At 64.5% G+C, this 14,730-nt stretch carries 5 protein-coding genes; all 5 read left to right on the forward strand.

Features of this window, described 5'->3' with window-relative positions:
• The first annotated feature begins 94 nt into the window (after positions 1-94).
• The 5 genes from AB8810_RS06745 (at position 95) to AB8810_RS06765 (ending at position 14,519) form a co-directional block, all read left to right on the forward strand.
• A complete protein-coding gene (locus tag AB8810_RS06745) occupies positions 95-7,360 on the forward strand; it encodes an Hpt domain-containing protein (RefSeq protein ID WP_369915904.1) in 7,266 nt (2,421 codons plus the stop codon).
• Positions 7,347-8,708 (forward strand): chemotaxis protein CheB, encoded by a 1,362-nt coding sequence (locus tag AB8810_RS06750; protein ID WP_369915905.1) that lies wholly within the window; start codon positions 7,347-7,349, stop codon positions 8,706-8,708. Before AB8810_RS06745 ends, AB8810_RS06750 begins: the two co-directional genes overlap by 14 nt.
• Positions 8,709-8,752: 44 nt before the next feature.
• Positions 8,753-9,229: a chemotaxis protein CheW gene (locus AB8810_RS06755; RefSeq protein ID WP_369915906.1), complete on the forward strand. Its 477-nt coding sequence runs from the start codon at positions 8,753-8,755 to the stop codon at positions 9,227-9,229.
• Positions 9,230-9,579: 350 nt separating this feature from the next.
• On the forward strand, positions 9,580-14,196 hold the full coding sequence (locus AB8810_RS06760) for an RHS repeat-associated core domain-containing protein (protein WP_369915907.1): 4,617 nt from the start codon (positions 9,580-9,582) through the stop codon (positions 14,194-14,196).
• Positions 14,196-14,519, forward strand: coding sequence for a hypothetical protein (locus AB8810_RS06765; protein WP_369915908.1), 324 nt, complete (start codon positions 14,196-14,198; stop codon positions 14,517-14,519). The genes AB8810_RS06760 and AB8810_RS06765 overlap by 1 nt, the downstream gene beginning before the upstream one ends.
• Positions 14,520-14,730: the final 211 nt, after the last annotated feature.

Consider the following 14,730-nt stretch of genomic DNA (forward strand, 5'->3'; position numbering starts at 1 on the left):
GAAGGACAGTGCACATGACGTACCGCGAAAACTCCCTGCATCCCGCCGCCGCGCTGGCGCGGCACGGCGCGCGGCCGTCCGCGGAGACGCGGCGATGAGCGCGCTGCGCGATGCGATGAGCCACGCCGCCCTGGGCTGGGTCAAGCCGGAGCTGGACGAGACCCTGCGCCAGGTGCGCGGGGAGATCGAATACTTCGTCGAAGACCCGGCCGACACCAGCCGCATGCGCTTTTGCGCCGGCTACCTGCACCAGGTGCAGGGCACCTTGCGCATGGTCGAGCTGTACGCGCCGGCGATGGTCGCCGAGGAACTGGAACTGCTGGCCATCGCCGTGCAGAACGGCCAGGTGCCCGACCGCGACGAGGCCTGCGCCACGCTGATGCGCGGCACCGTGCTGCTGCCCGACTACCTGGAGCGCCTGCAGGACGGCCATCGCGACATCCCGATCGTGCTGCTGCCGCTGCTCAACGAGATCCGCGCCTCGCGCGGCGAGCCCGGCTTGAGCGAAGGCGCGCTGTTCGCGCTGTCGCCCGACGCCAGCGCCGCCACCGAGGCCGAACTGGACCATGCCCGCGGCAGCCTCAGCGGCCGCAACCGCGAACTGCTCGATACCGTCGGCACCGCGATCAAGGAAGAACTGCTGCGGGTCAAGGACGCGCTCGACCTGCACCTGCGCACCGGTGGCGACGTGGCCGCGCTGCAGACCCAGGTGGACGAACTGGGCAGCGTCGCCGATACCCTCGGGGTGATGGGCCTGGGCGTGGCCCGCGGCGTGGTGGTGCAGCAGCGCGATGCGCTGCGCAGCATCGTCGACGGCGAGCGCCAGGCCGATGAGGGCCTGTTGCTGGATATCGCCGGCGCGCTGCTGTACGTGGATGCCTCGCTCGACGACCAGGTCGCCTATCTCGGCGCCAGCGCCGGCATCCACGACGATGCCAGCGCCGCCGAGGCGCGGCGCACGGTGGAAGTGCTGGCGCACGAGGCGATCGCCAACTTCGCCGCCGCGCGCGAGCATTTCGTCGCCTTCATCGAGACCAACTGGGAACACGAGCGCCTGACCGAAGTGCCGCGCCTGCTCGGCGAGGTCGCCGGTGCGCTGCGCATGCTGGAACTGCCGCAGCCGGCCGATTACCTGGAAGGCGTGCGCCGCTACGTCGCCACCGAGCTGATCGGCAAGCGCCGCGTGCCCAGCGGGCGCCAGCTGGACACGCTGGCCGATGCGATGGCCAGCCTGGAGTACTACCTGGAAGCGCTGCGCGAGCGCCGCCCGGGCCGCGAGGAAATCCTCGACATCACCCGCACCAGCCTGGAAACGCTGCGCTACTGGCCGCTGCCCAGCGATGCGCCGGCGCCGCAGGGCGTGGTGCCGCAGGTGGCCGATGCGCCGTTGCTCGCGCCCGTGGCGGAGCCGGGCATCGCGTCGGCCGATGCCGTTGCCGACGTGCCGAGCGCGGTGTCCGCGCCGCCGCCGGTGCCGTCCTGGGAGTTGGCACCGGTCGCGGATGCGCCGATCGTCGCGAGTACGCCGCCGCCGCTGCCGGGCGAGTCGCCGCAGGCACCGCAGTGGACCTTGCACGACGCTGCCGAGGCCGCCGCGAAAGCCGCGGCTGCCGAGCGCGCCGACGTCGACGCCGACGCCGAGCCGTCCGCCGCGGCGGTCAGCGCTGCGGGCAACGACGATGCGTCCGTCGTCGTGTCGTCGCCGAGCAGTTTCGATCCGGTCGCCGCCGAGCAGGAAGAATGGTCGGCCACTGTCGAGCCGCTGCAGATCAGCACCGACACGCTGGCGTTGGAAGGCGATGCGTTGCGTTGGGAAAGCGCCGAAGCGGCGCCCGAGCAGGCCATCGCGCATGCCGATGCCGCACCCGCGAGCGACGAAGCGGCACCGGCCAGCTACGGGTTCGACCCGGTGGCCGCCGAATACGCCGAATTCGAATCGGCTGCCGGGCACGACGATCCGGCCCTGGTCATCGTCGACGCCCCGGTTGCCGCGCCCACCGACAACGTCCACGACGATGTGCTGGTGATCGAACTGGAGGATGCGCCGGCCTTCGCCGAGACCGCGTCCGACGAGGTCCACGGCATCGTCTGGAACGACACGCCGGCGACCCTGGCCGCCGACGACAGCGACGCTGTCGCCGAGCCCGGCACGCCCACCATCGACCTTTCGTCGAGCGAGACCGTGTTCGCGGCCGAGGCCGAGAGCGCCGAAGCGCCGCACGCGCAGGTCGACGAGGCGGAGCATGCCGACACCGCTGCAGGCGCCGAACAGAGTCCGTTCGTCGACCTGACCTGGCCGGAGCCGACCCCGGAGCCGGAAGCGCCGGCGCCCGGCGTGCACAAGGCCAGCATCCAGCCGATCGAGCTGGACGCCGCTTCGGCGGCGTTCCTCGCCGAACTCGACGCCGCTGCCGCACAGTTCGATGTCGCCGCGCCCGCCGCGGCCGCGTCCGCCGGCGCGACCGAGACCACTGCCGACCACGCGCAAGCGCCGACCGATGCGGTCGCGGCAGCCGAGGCGCCCGCGCCGGCCGCCATCGACGGCGGCTTCGTCGACGACGGCGGCGAGATCGACGCCGACATCCGCGAGGTGTTCCTCGAGGAATTCGACGAGGAGCTGGTCAACCTCGGCACCCTGCTGCCGGCATGGCGCGCGTCGCCGAATCACCTGGAAAGCCTGCGTCCGATCCGCCGCGTGTTCCACACCCTCAAGGGCAGTGGCCGGCTGGTCGGCGCGCGCGTGCTCGGCGAGTTCAGCTGGAAGATCGAGGGCATGCTCAATCGCGTGCTCGATGGCAGCCGCGCGGCCAGCCCGGCCGTGGTGACCATGGTCGAACTGGCCTACGAGGTGTTGCCGCAGCTCAACGCCGCACTGCGCGGACATGGCGTCATCCATGCCGATCTGGACGCGATCCAGGCGGTCGCCGACCGCATCGCGGCAGGCGAGGACGCCTACTATTTCGCCGCCGCGCCGGCACCGGCCGTTGCCGCGCCGCGCGCCGGCACGCCGGCTTCGGTGGACAGCGTATTGCGCGAGATCCTCGAAGCCGAGGTCGGCACGCATCTGGAGACGGTCCGCGACTGGCTGCAGCATGCGCCGCAGCCGGCCACCGAGGCGCTGCTGCGCGCGGTGCACACGATGAGCGGCGCGTTCGCGATGACCGACGTGCCGGAAATCACCGACGTCACCGGCCCGGCCGAGAGCTACGTCAAGCGCCTGCTGGCCGCCGCGATGGTGCCCGGCGCCGACGGCGTGCGTGCGCTCGACGATGCCGCGCAGGCCATCGCCGCCACCATCGAGGAACTGCAGGCGCCGTCGCCGGTGATCCCGCCGTTCACCGAGCTGGCGCAGCGGCTGCAGGCCTTGGTAGCCACGCTGCCGGAAGTGCAGTGGCCGTCGGTCGCGCACGACGAAGAGGACGAGGACGAACCGCAGCCGCACGCCGATGCCGGGCTGGATGCGCAGTTGCTGCAGGCGGTGGAACTCACTTCGGCCGACGACCTGTCGGCGTACCTGGGCGATGCCAGGCATCTCGACGCGGCCGGCACGGACGATCATGCCGCCGCCGATCATGTCGCCGAAAGTGCCGATACCGATGCCTTCGTTGCGCATGCAGTCGATGCGCCGTCGGCGTTCGATGCGGCGCAGTCGCACGCGACTGGCGAAGACTCCGCCGACGGCGTGGTATCGGCGGCGCCTGCGCTCGACGACCACGATGCGTCCGCCAACGAGGAAGACGGCATCGCCGCAGCCGGCGTTGCGCAGGAGGCGGAGGCCGCAGAGGAATGGGACGTGATCGCCGAGGCTCCGGCCGACAGCGAGCCTGCTGCGATCGGCGCCGACGAACAGGCACTGCTGGCGCAGGACGGCAAGCTCGACGAATTGACCGTCGACGCGCCGCTGGCCGAGGAGCGCGTGCCGGCGGACAGCGAATTGCCGCCGCCCGTGGAAGCGCCGGTCGAGACGCAGGAGCAGGGCGTAGCGGCCGACGATGGCGCGACGCACGACGACACCCATCACGGCGAGCATCGGGAAGACCCGCAAGGCGCGCACGACCAGGCCGGGCACGCCGAAGGTGAGCCGGTTGCGGACGCGCACGACCAGGGCGAACACGACCAGGAGCGCGATCCGCAGGGCTATGCGTTCAATGCAGAGCCGGTGCAGCCGTCCACGCAGTGGCACGGCAGCGAGCCGGTGTCGGCGAACGACGATGCCGAACCGCTGCTTGCGGCGGACGACGCTGCGGCGCATGCCGACACCGCCGCGCACGCGCACGACAACGTGGATGCTGCAGCGCAATCGCAGCACGAGACCGTCGATCAAGGCGCCGATGGCGACGCCGCGCAGACCGATATCGAAACGCATCCGGCTGACGCCGAAGCGAACGATGCGCACGACCGCGCGTCTTCGTCGCACGATGAAGACGCCGCACATGCCGCATCCGAACTCGCCGATACCGATGCCGAAGCAGCGCTTGGCACGACGACTGATGCTGAAGCAGCGCATTCGACCGAAACGTCCGGCGCGCCAGCGTCCGATGCCGGGTACGAAGGCGATGCCAACTTTGACGCGGTGCCGGTCGAAGCGTCGTATGCCCATGAAGCGCACGCCGAAGAGCAGCATTCGACCGACCACGAGCATGCGCTAGCGGCCGATGCCGGGCATGAGGGCGATGCTGGTGCCGACGCAACGCCGGTGGAAGCAGCGTACGCCCATGAGGCGCACGTCGACGCAACGCAAGCGACCGACTCTGCCGACGCCGCGCCGGACCATGCGGAGCATGCGGGCGATCCGGGAGACGTCGCGGATACGCAGGCCGAGCCTGCATACGCGGAAGCCGCCGAGCCGACCGAAACCGGCGACGAGCATCACCCGCCAGCCGCCGCATCCGACGAACCGTCGTTCGCCGAACCCTCCCAGCACGACACCGCCTCGGCCGAATCCAGCGACCTGGCCGCGGTCGATCTCGGCCCGCTGGACTTCGCCGATCTGGACCGCGAACTGGTCGATATCTTCGTCGAGGAAGGCAAGGACCTGCTCGACCATTGCGACCGCCTGATCGCCGAACTGCGCGCCGCGCCGCAGGACCGCGACGCGCTCGCCGGTCTGCAGCGCGACCTGCATACGCTCAAGGGCGGCGCGCGCATGGCCGGGGTCAACCCGATCGGCGACCTCGGCCACGGCATCGAATCGCTGCTGGAGGCGGTGGCCGCCAACCGCACCGAACTCGATCGCAGCGACGTGCAATTGCTCGAGCGCGGGTTCGACCGCCTGCATCAGTTGCTCACCCTCACCGGCAACCACCGCGCGGTGGCGATGCCGCTCGATCTGATCGGCCGCTTCGACGCGCGCACCCACGGCCGCAGCCTGCCGCTCGCCGCCGACGGCATCGATGCCGCCGCCGAAACCGCAGCCGATGCCGACGTGGCGGCGATGATCCAGGCCGCGGTCGATCCGGCCTCGGTGCCCGCACCGGCACCGGCGCCGCTGTCGGCACCGTTGCCGGTGGACGGCACGCTCGACGAGGAGTCGATGATCGCGCGGCCGATGCAGGAACAGGTGCGCGTGCGCGCCGACCTGCTGGACCGCCTGGTCAACCACGCCGGCGAAGTGGCGATCTACCGCTCGCGGCTGGAGCAGCAGCTGGGCGCGTTCCGCGGCGCGATGTCCGAACTGGACCGCACCAATGCGCGACTGCGCGACCAGCTGCGCCGCCTGGACCTGGAAACCGAAGCGCAGATCGTCGCCCGTTACCAGCGCGAACAGGACCAGAGCGAGCAGAGCTTCGATCCGCTGGAACTGGACCGGTTCTCCACGCTGCAGCAGCTCAGCCGCGCGCTGAACGAATCGGCGGCCGACCTGGGCGGCCTGCAAGGCGTGCTCGACGACCTGGCGCGGCAGTACGACGGTTTGCTGCAACAGCAGTCTCGCGTGAGTTCGGAATTGCAGGACGGGCTGATGCGCGCGCGCATGGTGCCGTTCGACGGCCTGGTGCCGCGGTTGCGCCGCGTGGTGCGGCAGGCCGCCAGCGAGACCGGCAAGCAGGTGCACCTGACCCTGGAAGGCACCCACGGCGAACTCGACCGCAACGTGCTCGACCGCATGATCGCGCCGCTGGAACACATGCTGCGCAACTCGGTCGCGCACGGCCTGGAAACGCCGGAGCAGCGCCGCGCCGCGGGCAAGGCGGAAGAGGGCAGCATCGCCATCCGCCTGCGCCGCGAAGGCTCGGAAATCGTGCTGGAAGTGGCCGACGACGGCGCCGGCCTCAACCGCGATGCGATCCGTCACCGCGCCGAACAGCGCGGCCTGATCGCGATCGGCGCCGCGCTGTCCGACGAAGAGCTGGATTCGCTGATCTTCGCCCCCGGCTTCAGCACCTACGACCAGGTCAGCCAGCTGGCCGGCCGCGGCGTGGGCATGGACGTGGTGCGCAACGAAGTACGCCAGCTCGGCGGCTCGGTGGACATCCATTCGGTATGGGGCCAGGGCGTCACCTTCACCCTGCGCCTGCCGCAGACCCTGGCGGTGACCCAGGCGGTGTTCGTGCAGATCGGCGAGACCACCTTCGCCGTGCCGGTGGCCTCGGTCAGCGGCATCGGCCGCATCAGCCGCGAGCGTTTCGAAGCGGCCGACGGCGGCTACCACTACAGCGGCGAGGAGTTCGCCCTGCACGACCTCGGCTCGCTGGTCGGCCAGGCGCCGGCACGCGCCGAAGGGCAGGCGCAGGTGCCGCTGCTGCTGGTGCGCGCCGGCGACCTGCGCGCCGCGGTGGCGATCGACCAGGTGCTCGGCAACCGCGAAATCGTGGTCAAGCCGGTCGGCCTGCAGATCGCCTCGGTGCCCGGCATCTATGGCGCCACCATTACCGGCGATGGCCGCGTGGTGGTGATCCTGGACGTCGCCCCGCTGGTGCGCCGCTACCTGGCGCAGCCGGCGCGGCCGGTGGTGGAAGCGGCGCCGGCCGAACAGCGGCGCGTGCCGCTGGTGATGGTGGTCGACGATTCGCTGACCATGCGCAAGGTCACCGGCCGCGTGCTGGAGCGCCACAACTTCGACGTGATCGTCGCCCGCGACGGCATCGAGGCGCTGGAGCGCCTGGAAGAACGCGTCCCCGACCTGATGCTGCTGGATATCGAGATGCCGCGCATGGATGGCTACGAACTGGCGACCGCGATGCGCGCCGACCCCCGCTACAAATCCGTGCCGATCGTGATGATCACCTCGCGCAGCGGCGAGAAGCACCGCCAGCGCGCCTTCGAGATCGGCGTGCAGCGCTACCTGGGCAAGCCTTACCAAGAGTTGGATCTGATGCGCAACGTGTACGACCTGCTGGGGATCGCCCGTGTTCGCGAGTGACGGCACCGCCAGCGGCACCCCGGTCGCGTTGCTGGCGCGTCCCGGCCAGGCACGCGAGCGCCTGCGCGAGGCGCTGCACCAGGTCGGCGCGGCGATCGTGCTCGAGGACGATCCCGGCGCGATCGATGCGCAGACCCTGGCCGACGCCGCGCCCGACGCGGTGCTGATCGCGCTGGAACCGGCGATCGAGGACGCATTGGAACGGCTGGATGCGGCATTGGACCTGCCCGGCCTCACCGTGATCTTCGACGAGGCCGAACTGGCCGCGCGCCGCGAGGGCTGGGAAGCGCAGCGCTGGGCGCGACACCTGGCGGCCAAGTTGCAAGGCCACCAGGACGTGCTGCCGCCGGGGCGCGAGACCGACACTGGCCTGCAGCCCGAACCGGGCTTGCCGGCGACCCCGGCGCAACTGCACGAAGGCGCACCGATCGGCTTCCACGTCGAGGAAGCGGCCAGTTTCGCCACCACCGTGCCCGGCGACAGCTTCTATGCCTGGCAGCCGCCGGCCGATGCCGCGCCCGGGTTCGAGGATCTGCAGTTCTCGCGCGAGCAGATCGCTGCCGGCGATGTGGTCACGCCTGCTGCGGTCTCCGCAACAGTGACGGCGACCGAGGCGGCATCCGCCGCTGCACCGGCCAGCGCACCGCCGCCGCTGCCGGCCAGCGCCTGGTCGCTGGTGGACGACGATGCGCCGCTGGTCGTGCAGGCGCGCGCGCCGCTGAGCCAGATGCAGATTTCCACCGAAGGCCTGTCGCTGGTCGCGCTGGATTCGGAGGAGGAGTCCACCATCGATAACGCCGCTGCCGCAGCAGTCACGGTCGCGCAGGGCGCGGTGCTGGTGATGGCCGGTATCGGTGGTCCCGATGCCATCCGTCGCCTGCTCGCCGCATTGCCGCCGGACTTCCCGCAGCCGCTGTTGGTGCAGTTGCGCCTGGACGGCGGCCGCTACGGCAACCTGGTCAAGCAGATCGCGCGCGTGTCCGCGTTGCCGGTGCTGCTGGCCGAAGCCGGGCAAGCGGTCGGCGTCGGCAACGTCTACATCCTGCCCGACGATGTCGGCGTGCGCAGCGGCGAAACCGCCGGCTTGCGTTTCGTTGCACAGCAGGCCGGCGCCTCGGTGGTCGGCGGTTTGCCGGCCGCGCACAGCGCCGTGCTGCTGCTCAGCGGTAGCGACCCGCACCAGGTTGAAGAAGTTCTCGCGCTCGCCGCACAAGGCGCCTGGGTCGCCGGCCAGACCGGCGACGGCTGCTACGACCCGGCCGCCGCCGCACAGCTGATCAGCCGCGGCCACCCCAGCGGCGACCCGGTGCAGCTGGCGCAGGCCCTGTCCGCGCGATGGGGCGGCTGAGCCGCCGCCCGCGCGTTTTTCCCGGTTTCAGGACGACGTAATCCATGAGCAGCTACGCCAGCAACGACGAAATCCGCGGAGTCCTGATCCAGGCCGGCAGCGAGCGGGCCCTACTGCCCAACGCCACCGTCGCCGAAGTGATGTCGCGCGTGCCGGTCGAACCGCTGCCCGACGCCCCGCACTGGCTGCTTGGCCAGATCGCCTGGTACGGCTGGAAAGTGCCGCTGCTGTCGTTCGCCCGCCTGACCGGCCTGGGCAGCGAGACCGTCGCCTCCAACAACAAGATCGTCGTGCTCAAGGCGCTGGGCGGCAACCCCGACCTGCCGTACTTCGCCCTGATCACCCAATCCTTCCCGCAACTGATCTCGGTCCCGCGCGACGGCCTGCTTGCCGACGCCTCCGAAGAAACGTTGCCCGCTGGCGTGCATATGCGCGTGTTGCTGGGCGAGCAGAGCGCGTTGTTGCCGGATATGGAGGCGATCGAGGGGATGATTGGGGAGCGGTTTTCGGCGGTGAGGTAAAGGCGATGGGCGTCTGACCAAATGATGCGCAAGGCATCAGTCTGTTAGGTTGACCTGTATTTTGGCGAAATAGTGGGCGCAGTAGAGATCGAGTAGATTCGTTGTGATTATTTCCTAATTTATACCTTGTGCGATGTCATCTATACGGCCGGGGATCACGCCGTCATCAGGTGGTGAAACAAAGCATTCTGCTCTATTGCTTGGTTGGCATTTGTGCGCTAGTTATTTTGATCGGTGGCGTGTTGGTGCGGATCCACAGCGACAAAGTTGCGATGCGAGGGGGCTATTGCAGCCCGTTTTGGTTCTAATTGTGTTGCACTAAATCATAAGGAAATTGGGGGATTTTAAGGATGAAAATAAATATTCTATTGCTTGTGTTTTTTATTGTTTTTATCCCCCAAAATGGCCGGGCTCAAACTGCAGCTAACTTTTGCTACGAGAACGGGCAAAGTTACTGCTATAAAACGCTTGCGGCGGCTGAGGCAAAGATGCGTGCGGATATTCCGCGTGGAGATCTATTGCGGCAGGCATCGTCAGATCAGTACAACAGTGACTCACAAGGTAAGTGGTCGCTAACGTACGAGATTCCAGACCAGCCGCCTGAGAAAATATTTCCAGACGGCTACGACGCAGGTGGCGGGTTCTCCGCTGGAAAATGTCTCGCTACTGGCAACTATATTTTCCCTACTTATTGTATTAGTGAGCAGGGCGCCATTGATGCAGCGATGGCGCGGTTTCGTGAGGGTAATCCGCAATGCGAGCATGTTGAAAAAGGGGTGGAGGGTGTTTATGGGGACCCCTTCGTGGAAATTAGAAGGTACGATGGTCGATATGGTGAGATAAAATATGAAACGCCAAGTTCTAGATATCTAACATATACGGCATGGTGTGCTGCGTGGAGTCCGCCAAAACCGCCGGTTAGTTATAAGTTGCAATTGTCTAAGAAAGGAAGCTTTCTATGTGCGGCAGGTTTTGCGCCGCGCGATGGGTTTAGTGCGAATTTTGCTTCAAGTAATGCCGCTGTTGTGGAATATCCGTTTTTTTGTCGAGCTGAAAAAAGGACAGCCTTTATTACTTTTGCTATGCGCCAAAGTTCAAGTTGCGCAGCTAATGCTAATCCTTGTTACCCTGCAACTGGTGACAAAGCGCGGGTGGAGACGGATTTTGTTTTTGCAGGCCTTTCATTTAATAGATATTACCACTCTTTGCGACAAGTTGTGGCAAAGCCATGGCTTTCAACAGGGTGGTCGGTCACTTTTTCCGATAGAATAAAAACCAATGGATATGGGTTGTATTATATAAGCGAAAATGGCTATGTGGAGGAATTCAAGAGCTACGGAAGCTCTTTGACTGAATATTTCTCTACGAAAAATCGCAATCGAAAGCTGGTAAAAAGTGCGGTTGGCTACGTGCTTTCCGATAGTTCGGGAATGGTTCTTGTTTTTGACGCTGGTGGGCGCTTAACTAGTCGTAAGCATTTGCAAGGTCCAACTATCACATTCTCCTACAATGGCGATTTTTTAGTCAAGGCGATGGATGAAGAAGGTAGGGCGCTGGATTTCAACTATATCGCTGGCCGGCTTGCGCGGATTGATTTGCCTGATGGTAGGGGGATTTCCTATCTTTACGATAGCCAGGAAAATTTGTCGGAAGCGGTTCTTGGTGATGGAGTATCGAAGCGTTATCACTACAATGAGAGCGGTCTTTCAGGGGCGAGCGATGTTGGTCTACTTACCGGAATAACTGACGAGAGTGGTAGTCGCTACGCATCTTTTGGATATGATGCTTTTGCTCGTGTAATATCTAGTGAGTTATATAGTGATGCTCACAGAGTGGTGGAGGCAACGCACCTTGGCTATGTAAATGATACTCGAGTGGATGTTGTCGATGCCTTAGGTCAAGTTAGGGCATACTCAATATCTTCAGAAGGAATTTATAGGAGAATTATCGGCATTTCCGATGGAATTAGCACTGATTCCAATGTCTTCAATAGTGGCGCCATCAGTCGGCACGTAAAGAATGGCGTTGTGACTGACTATGCTTACTCAAACGGGTACTTGGCTTCAATTACACGCGCTGCAGGCACAACTTCGGAAAAGGTGTCTGTTTTTACCAGGGACAATGAATTCCGTTTGCTGTCATTGACAACGCGCGTTGGGGGAGCGACGGAGATTGGTTCCACTAATTACACTTATTCCTCAAGCGGAAAAATCGCCAGCACGACAGTTGTCGATGCCGGTACAGGCGGTCAGAGGCGTTGGACGATGTCGTACTGTGGAGACAATACTGTTAGTGATAGCTTGTGCCCATTCAGCGGGAAATTGTTTCAAGTGGATGGGCCACGTCCTGATACGGCAGATGTCACCACATACACCTACTATCTGAGTGACGACGTCCTCTGCGTCACTTCGCCCACCACCTGCCCGCACCGCAAGGGCGACCTGTGGAAAGTCACCAACGCCCTGGGCCAGGTGACCGAGTACCTGGCCTACGACGGCGCCGGCCGCGTGCTGTCGGTGAAGGACGCCAACGGCACCATCACCGATTACACCTACCACGCGCGCGGTTGGCTGACCGCCAGCAAGGTGCGCGGCGCCGACGACAGCAGCGAGAGCGACGACCGCATCACCCGCATCGACTACTGGCCGACCGGCCTGGTCAAGCAGGTGACGCAGCCGGACGGCGCGTTCACCGCCTTCACCTACGATGCAGCGCACCGCCTGACCGATATCGCCGACAATGCCGGCAACACGCTGCACTACACGCTGGACAACGCCGGCAACCGGGTCAAGGAAGACACCAAGGACGCGTCGGGCACGCTCAAGCGCACGCTGTCGCGGGTCTACAACCAGCTCGGCCAGCTGGCCACGCAGGCCACCGCCAATGGCGACCCGACCGACTTCGGCTACGACGCCAACGGCAACACCGCCGCCGTCACCGATGCGATCGGGCACAAAACGCAAAACGACTACGACCCGCTCAACCGCCTGGCGCGCACGCTGCAGGACGTGGGCGGCATCGCGGCGGAGACCAAGTTCGGCTACGACGCGCTCGACAACCTGACCAAGGTCACCGACCCCAAGGGTTTGGACACCACCTACGCCTACAATGGCCTGGGCGACCTGACCAAGCTCACCAGCCCGGACACCGGCGTTACCACCTACACCTACGACAGCGCCGGCAATCGCGCCACCCAGACCGACGCGCGTGGCGTCACCACTGCTTACGGCTACGATGCATTGAACCGGCTGACAGGCGTGGCTTATCCAGATGCAGACTTGAACGTCACCTACACCTACGACGTCAGCCAGACCACGTGCGCCAGCGGTGAGACCTACGCCGTCGGTCGCCTGGCAAGCATGCAGGACGGCAGCGGCACCACCGACTACTGCTACGACCGCTTCGGCGACCTTGTGCGCAAGGTGCAGACCACGAACGGCAAGGTGTTCGTGCTGCGCTACGCCTATACCAAGGCCGGGCAGCTGAGCCGACTGACTTATCCCGACGGCGCGGCGGTGGACTACGTGCGCAACGCCCAGGGCCAGACCACGGAAGTCGGCGTGACCCCGGCGGGCGGAACCCGGCAAGTGCTGCTGGGCAACGCCACCTACTACCCGTTCGGCCCGGTGGCGGGTTGGTCCTACGGCAACGGCCGCCCGATGCAGCGCGTGCTGGACCAGGACTACCGCCCCCTGGCAGTCAGCGACACCCGCAGCGATGGCCTGAGCACCGGCTTCGCCTTCGACCCGGCCGGCAACCTCAGCGCCCTGACCGCGGCAGGCAACACCGCCCCGGTGGTCAGCCTGGACTACGACGCCCTGGGCCGGCTGACCGCGTTCAAGGACGGCCCGACCGGCACGGTGATCGATGGCTACAGCTACGACGCCACGGGCAACCGTCTCAGCGCCAAGATCAATACCAGCACGCAGAGCTACACGTACCCGACCACCAGCCACCGCCTGAGCGCGGTGGCCGGCACCGCCCGCACCTACGACGCGATCGGCAACACGCTCTCCATCGGCGGCACGGCGCAGGAGTTCGTCTATGACGCCACGGGCCGGATGAGCCAGGCCAAGCGCGCCGGCACGGTCGTGATGAAATACGGCTACAACGGCCGCGGCGAGCAGGTGCGGCGGGTGGACAAGACCAACACCTACACGCTGTACGACGAGAGCGGCCACTGGCTGGGCAACTACGATGCCAACGGCGCGTCGCTGCAGCAAGCGATCTGGCTGGACGACCTGCCGGTGGGCGTACTGGCCAAGAACAGCCTGCGCTACGTGCAGCCGGACCACCTGGGCAGCCCGCGCGCGGTGATCGACCCGGTCCGCGACGTGGCGATCTGGACCTGGGACATGAAGGGCGAAGCCTTCGGCAACACCTCGCCGGATCAAGACCCGGACAAGGACGGCACCGCCTTCGTGTTCGATATGCGCTTCCCGGGACAGCGCTATGATGCGGCGACGGGGTTCAACCAGAACTACTTCCGGGATTACGACCCAAGTACCGGGCGCTATGGGCAGAGTGATCCCATTGGGTTGGAGGGCGGCTTCAGCACTTACTCATATGTTGAGGCTGCACCATTTCGTTATAGCGATATCTTTGGTCTTGTAAAGCATACATCTGGTCGCTGGATAGATTGCGGAAAAGGCTGCAGGATAAGGATAGATTTTACGTACGACGAGAAGACAGGAAGAAGGGCAAGGCACTTGCATTGGGAGTGCAAAGGTGCAGAGGGAGAATGTGGTGAATATGGTGGAGAATCTCATGGCGGGACATGGGATGATGCTCCTAAATCCATTAAAGAATGTGCGCTAAGGAACGGTTTCTCGGGGCGCTCAGTCACTAATGAAAATTACTCTCCCATGGTTCAATCGCCGGAAATTAGCGCTGGTGCAAAAGCTGCAATTTATGTTGGTGGGGCTGTTATAATAATATTTAGTGCCTTAACGGGAGCGGGAAGCTGATGGAGATTGATTTCATAGAATTGGATTTGCATGATGCAATAATTGATCATGTGTCATTTGAATTTGGTGATTGTTCGATTGAGGTTGGATTGCGTTACTATAAAACTTCTTCCAGTAAAGAAAGGGAAGTCGGTAGGGTGGTGTTTCTTGGAGTTGCTTTCTCCTCCTGCTCCATGGATTTTTTAGGAATTATTAACAATTCAAAGTCTGGAAATATTAATTCTTGGGTCCCTGGAGTTGCAGGGGCCGATACGTATTTTTATCTTGTGGATGGGTGTCTTCAGATTAAATCAAATGAAATAAAATTTTTTATTGAAGAGTAGTTTATTTCGGGGGCGTGCGGTCTGTGTGACGGTTAGGGCTGTACGGGTGGAGAGGGGACTGCAATGGAAATTTCGCTGAAGGTTTCTGATAAATCTTTCGATGAATTAATGGCGTTGTTTTTTTGTGAAATGTCATGTGATGACGATTTCTACGATATTGTTGCGGCTCAGTTGGCGGCTGGATATCGGCAGCAATTGGAAATTATGCTAG

Source organism: Xanthomonas sp. NCPPB 3005, assembly GCF_041228095.2.
Lineage (GTDB): Bacteria > Pseudomonadota > Gammaproteobacteria > Xanthomonadales > Xanthomonadaceae > Xanthomonas_A > Xanthomonas_A bonasiae.

Excerpts from the sequence above, each read along its gene's own strand:
- AB8810_RS06745 (WP_369915904.1), top strand. The coding sequence starts at position 95 with ATGAGCGCGCTGCGCGATGCGATGAGCCACGCCGCCCTGGGCTGGGTC.
- AB8810_RS06755 (WP_369915906.1), top strand. The coding sequence starts at position 8,753 with ATGAGCAGCTACGCCAGCAACGACGAAATCCGCGGAGTCCTGATCCAG.
- AB8810_RS06760 (WP_369915907.1), top strand. The coding sequence starts at position 9,580 with ATGAAAATAAATATTCTATTGCTTGTGTTTTTTATTGTTTTTATCCCC.
- AB8810_RS06765 (WP_369915908.1), top strand. The coding sequence starts at position 14,196 with ATGGAGATTGATTTCATAGAATTGGATTTGCATGATGCAATAATTGAT.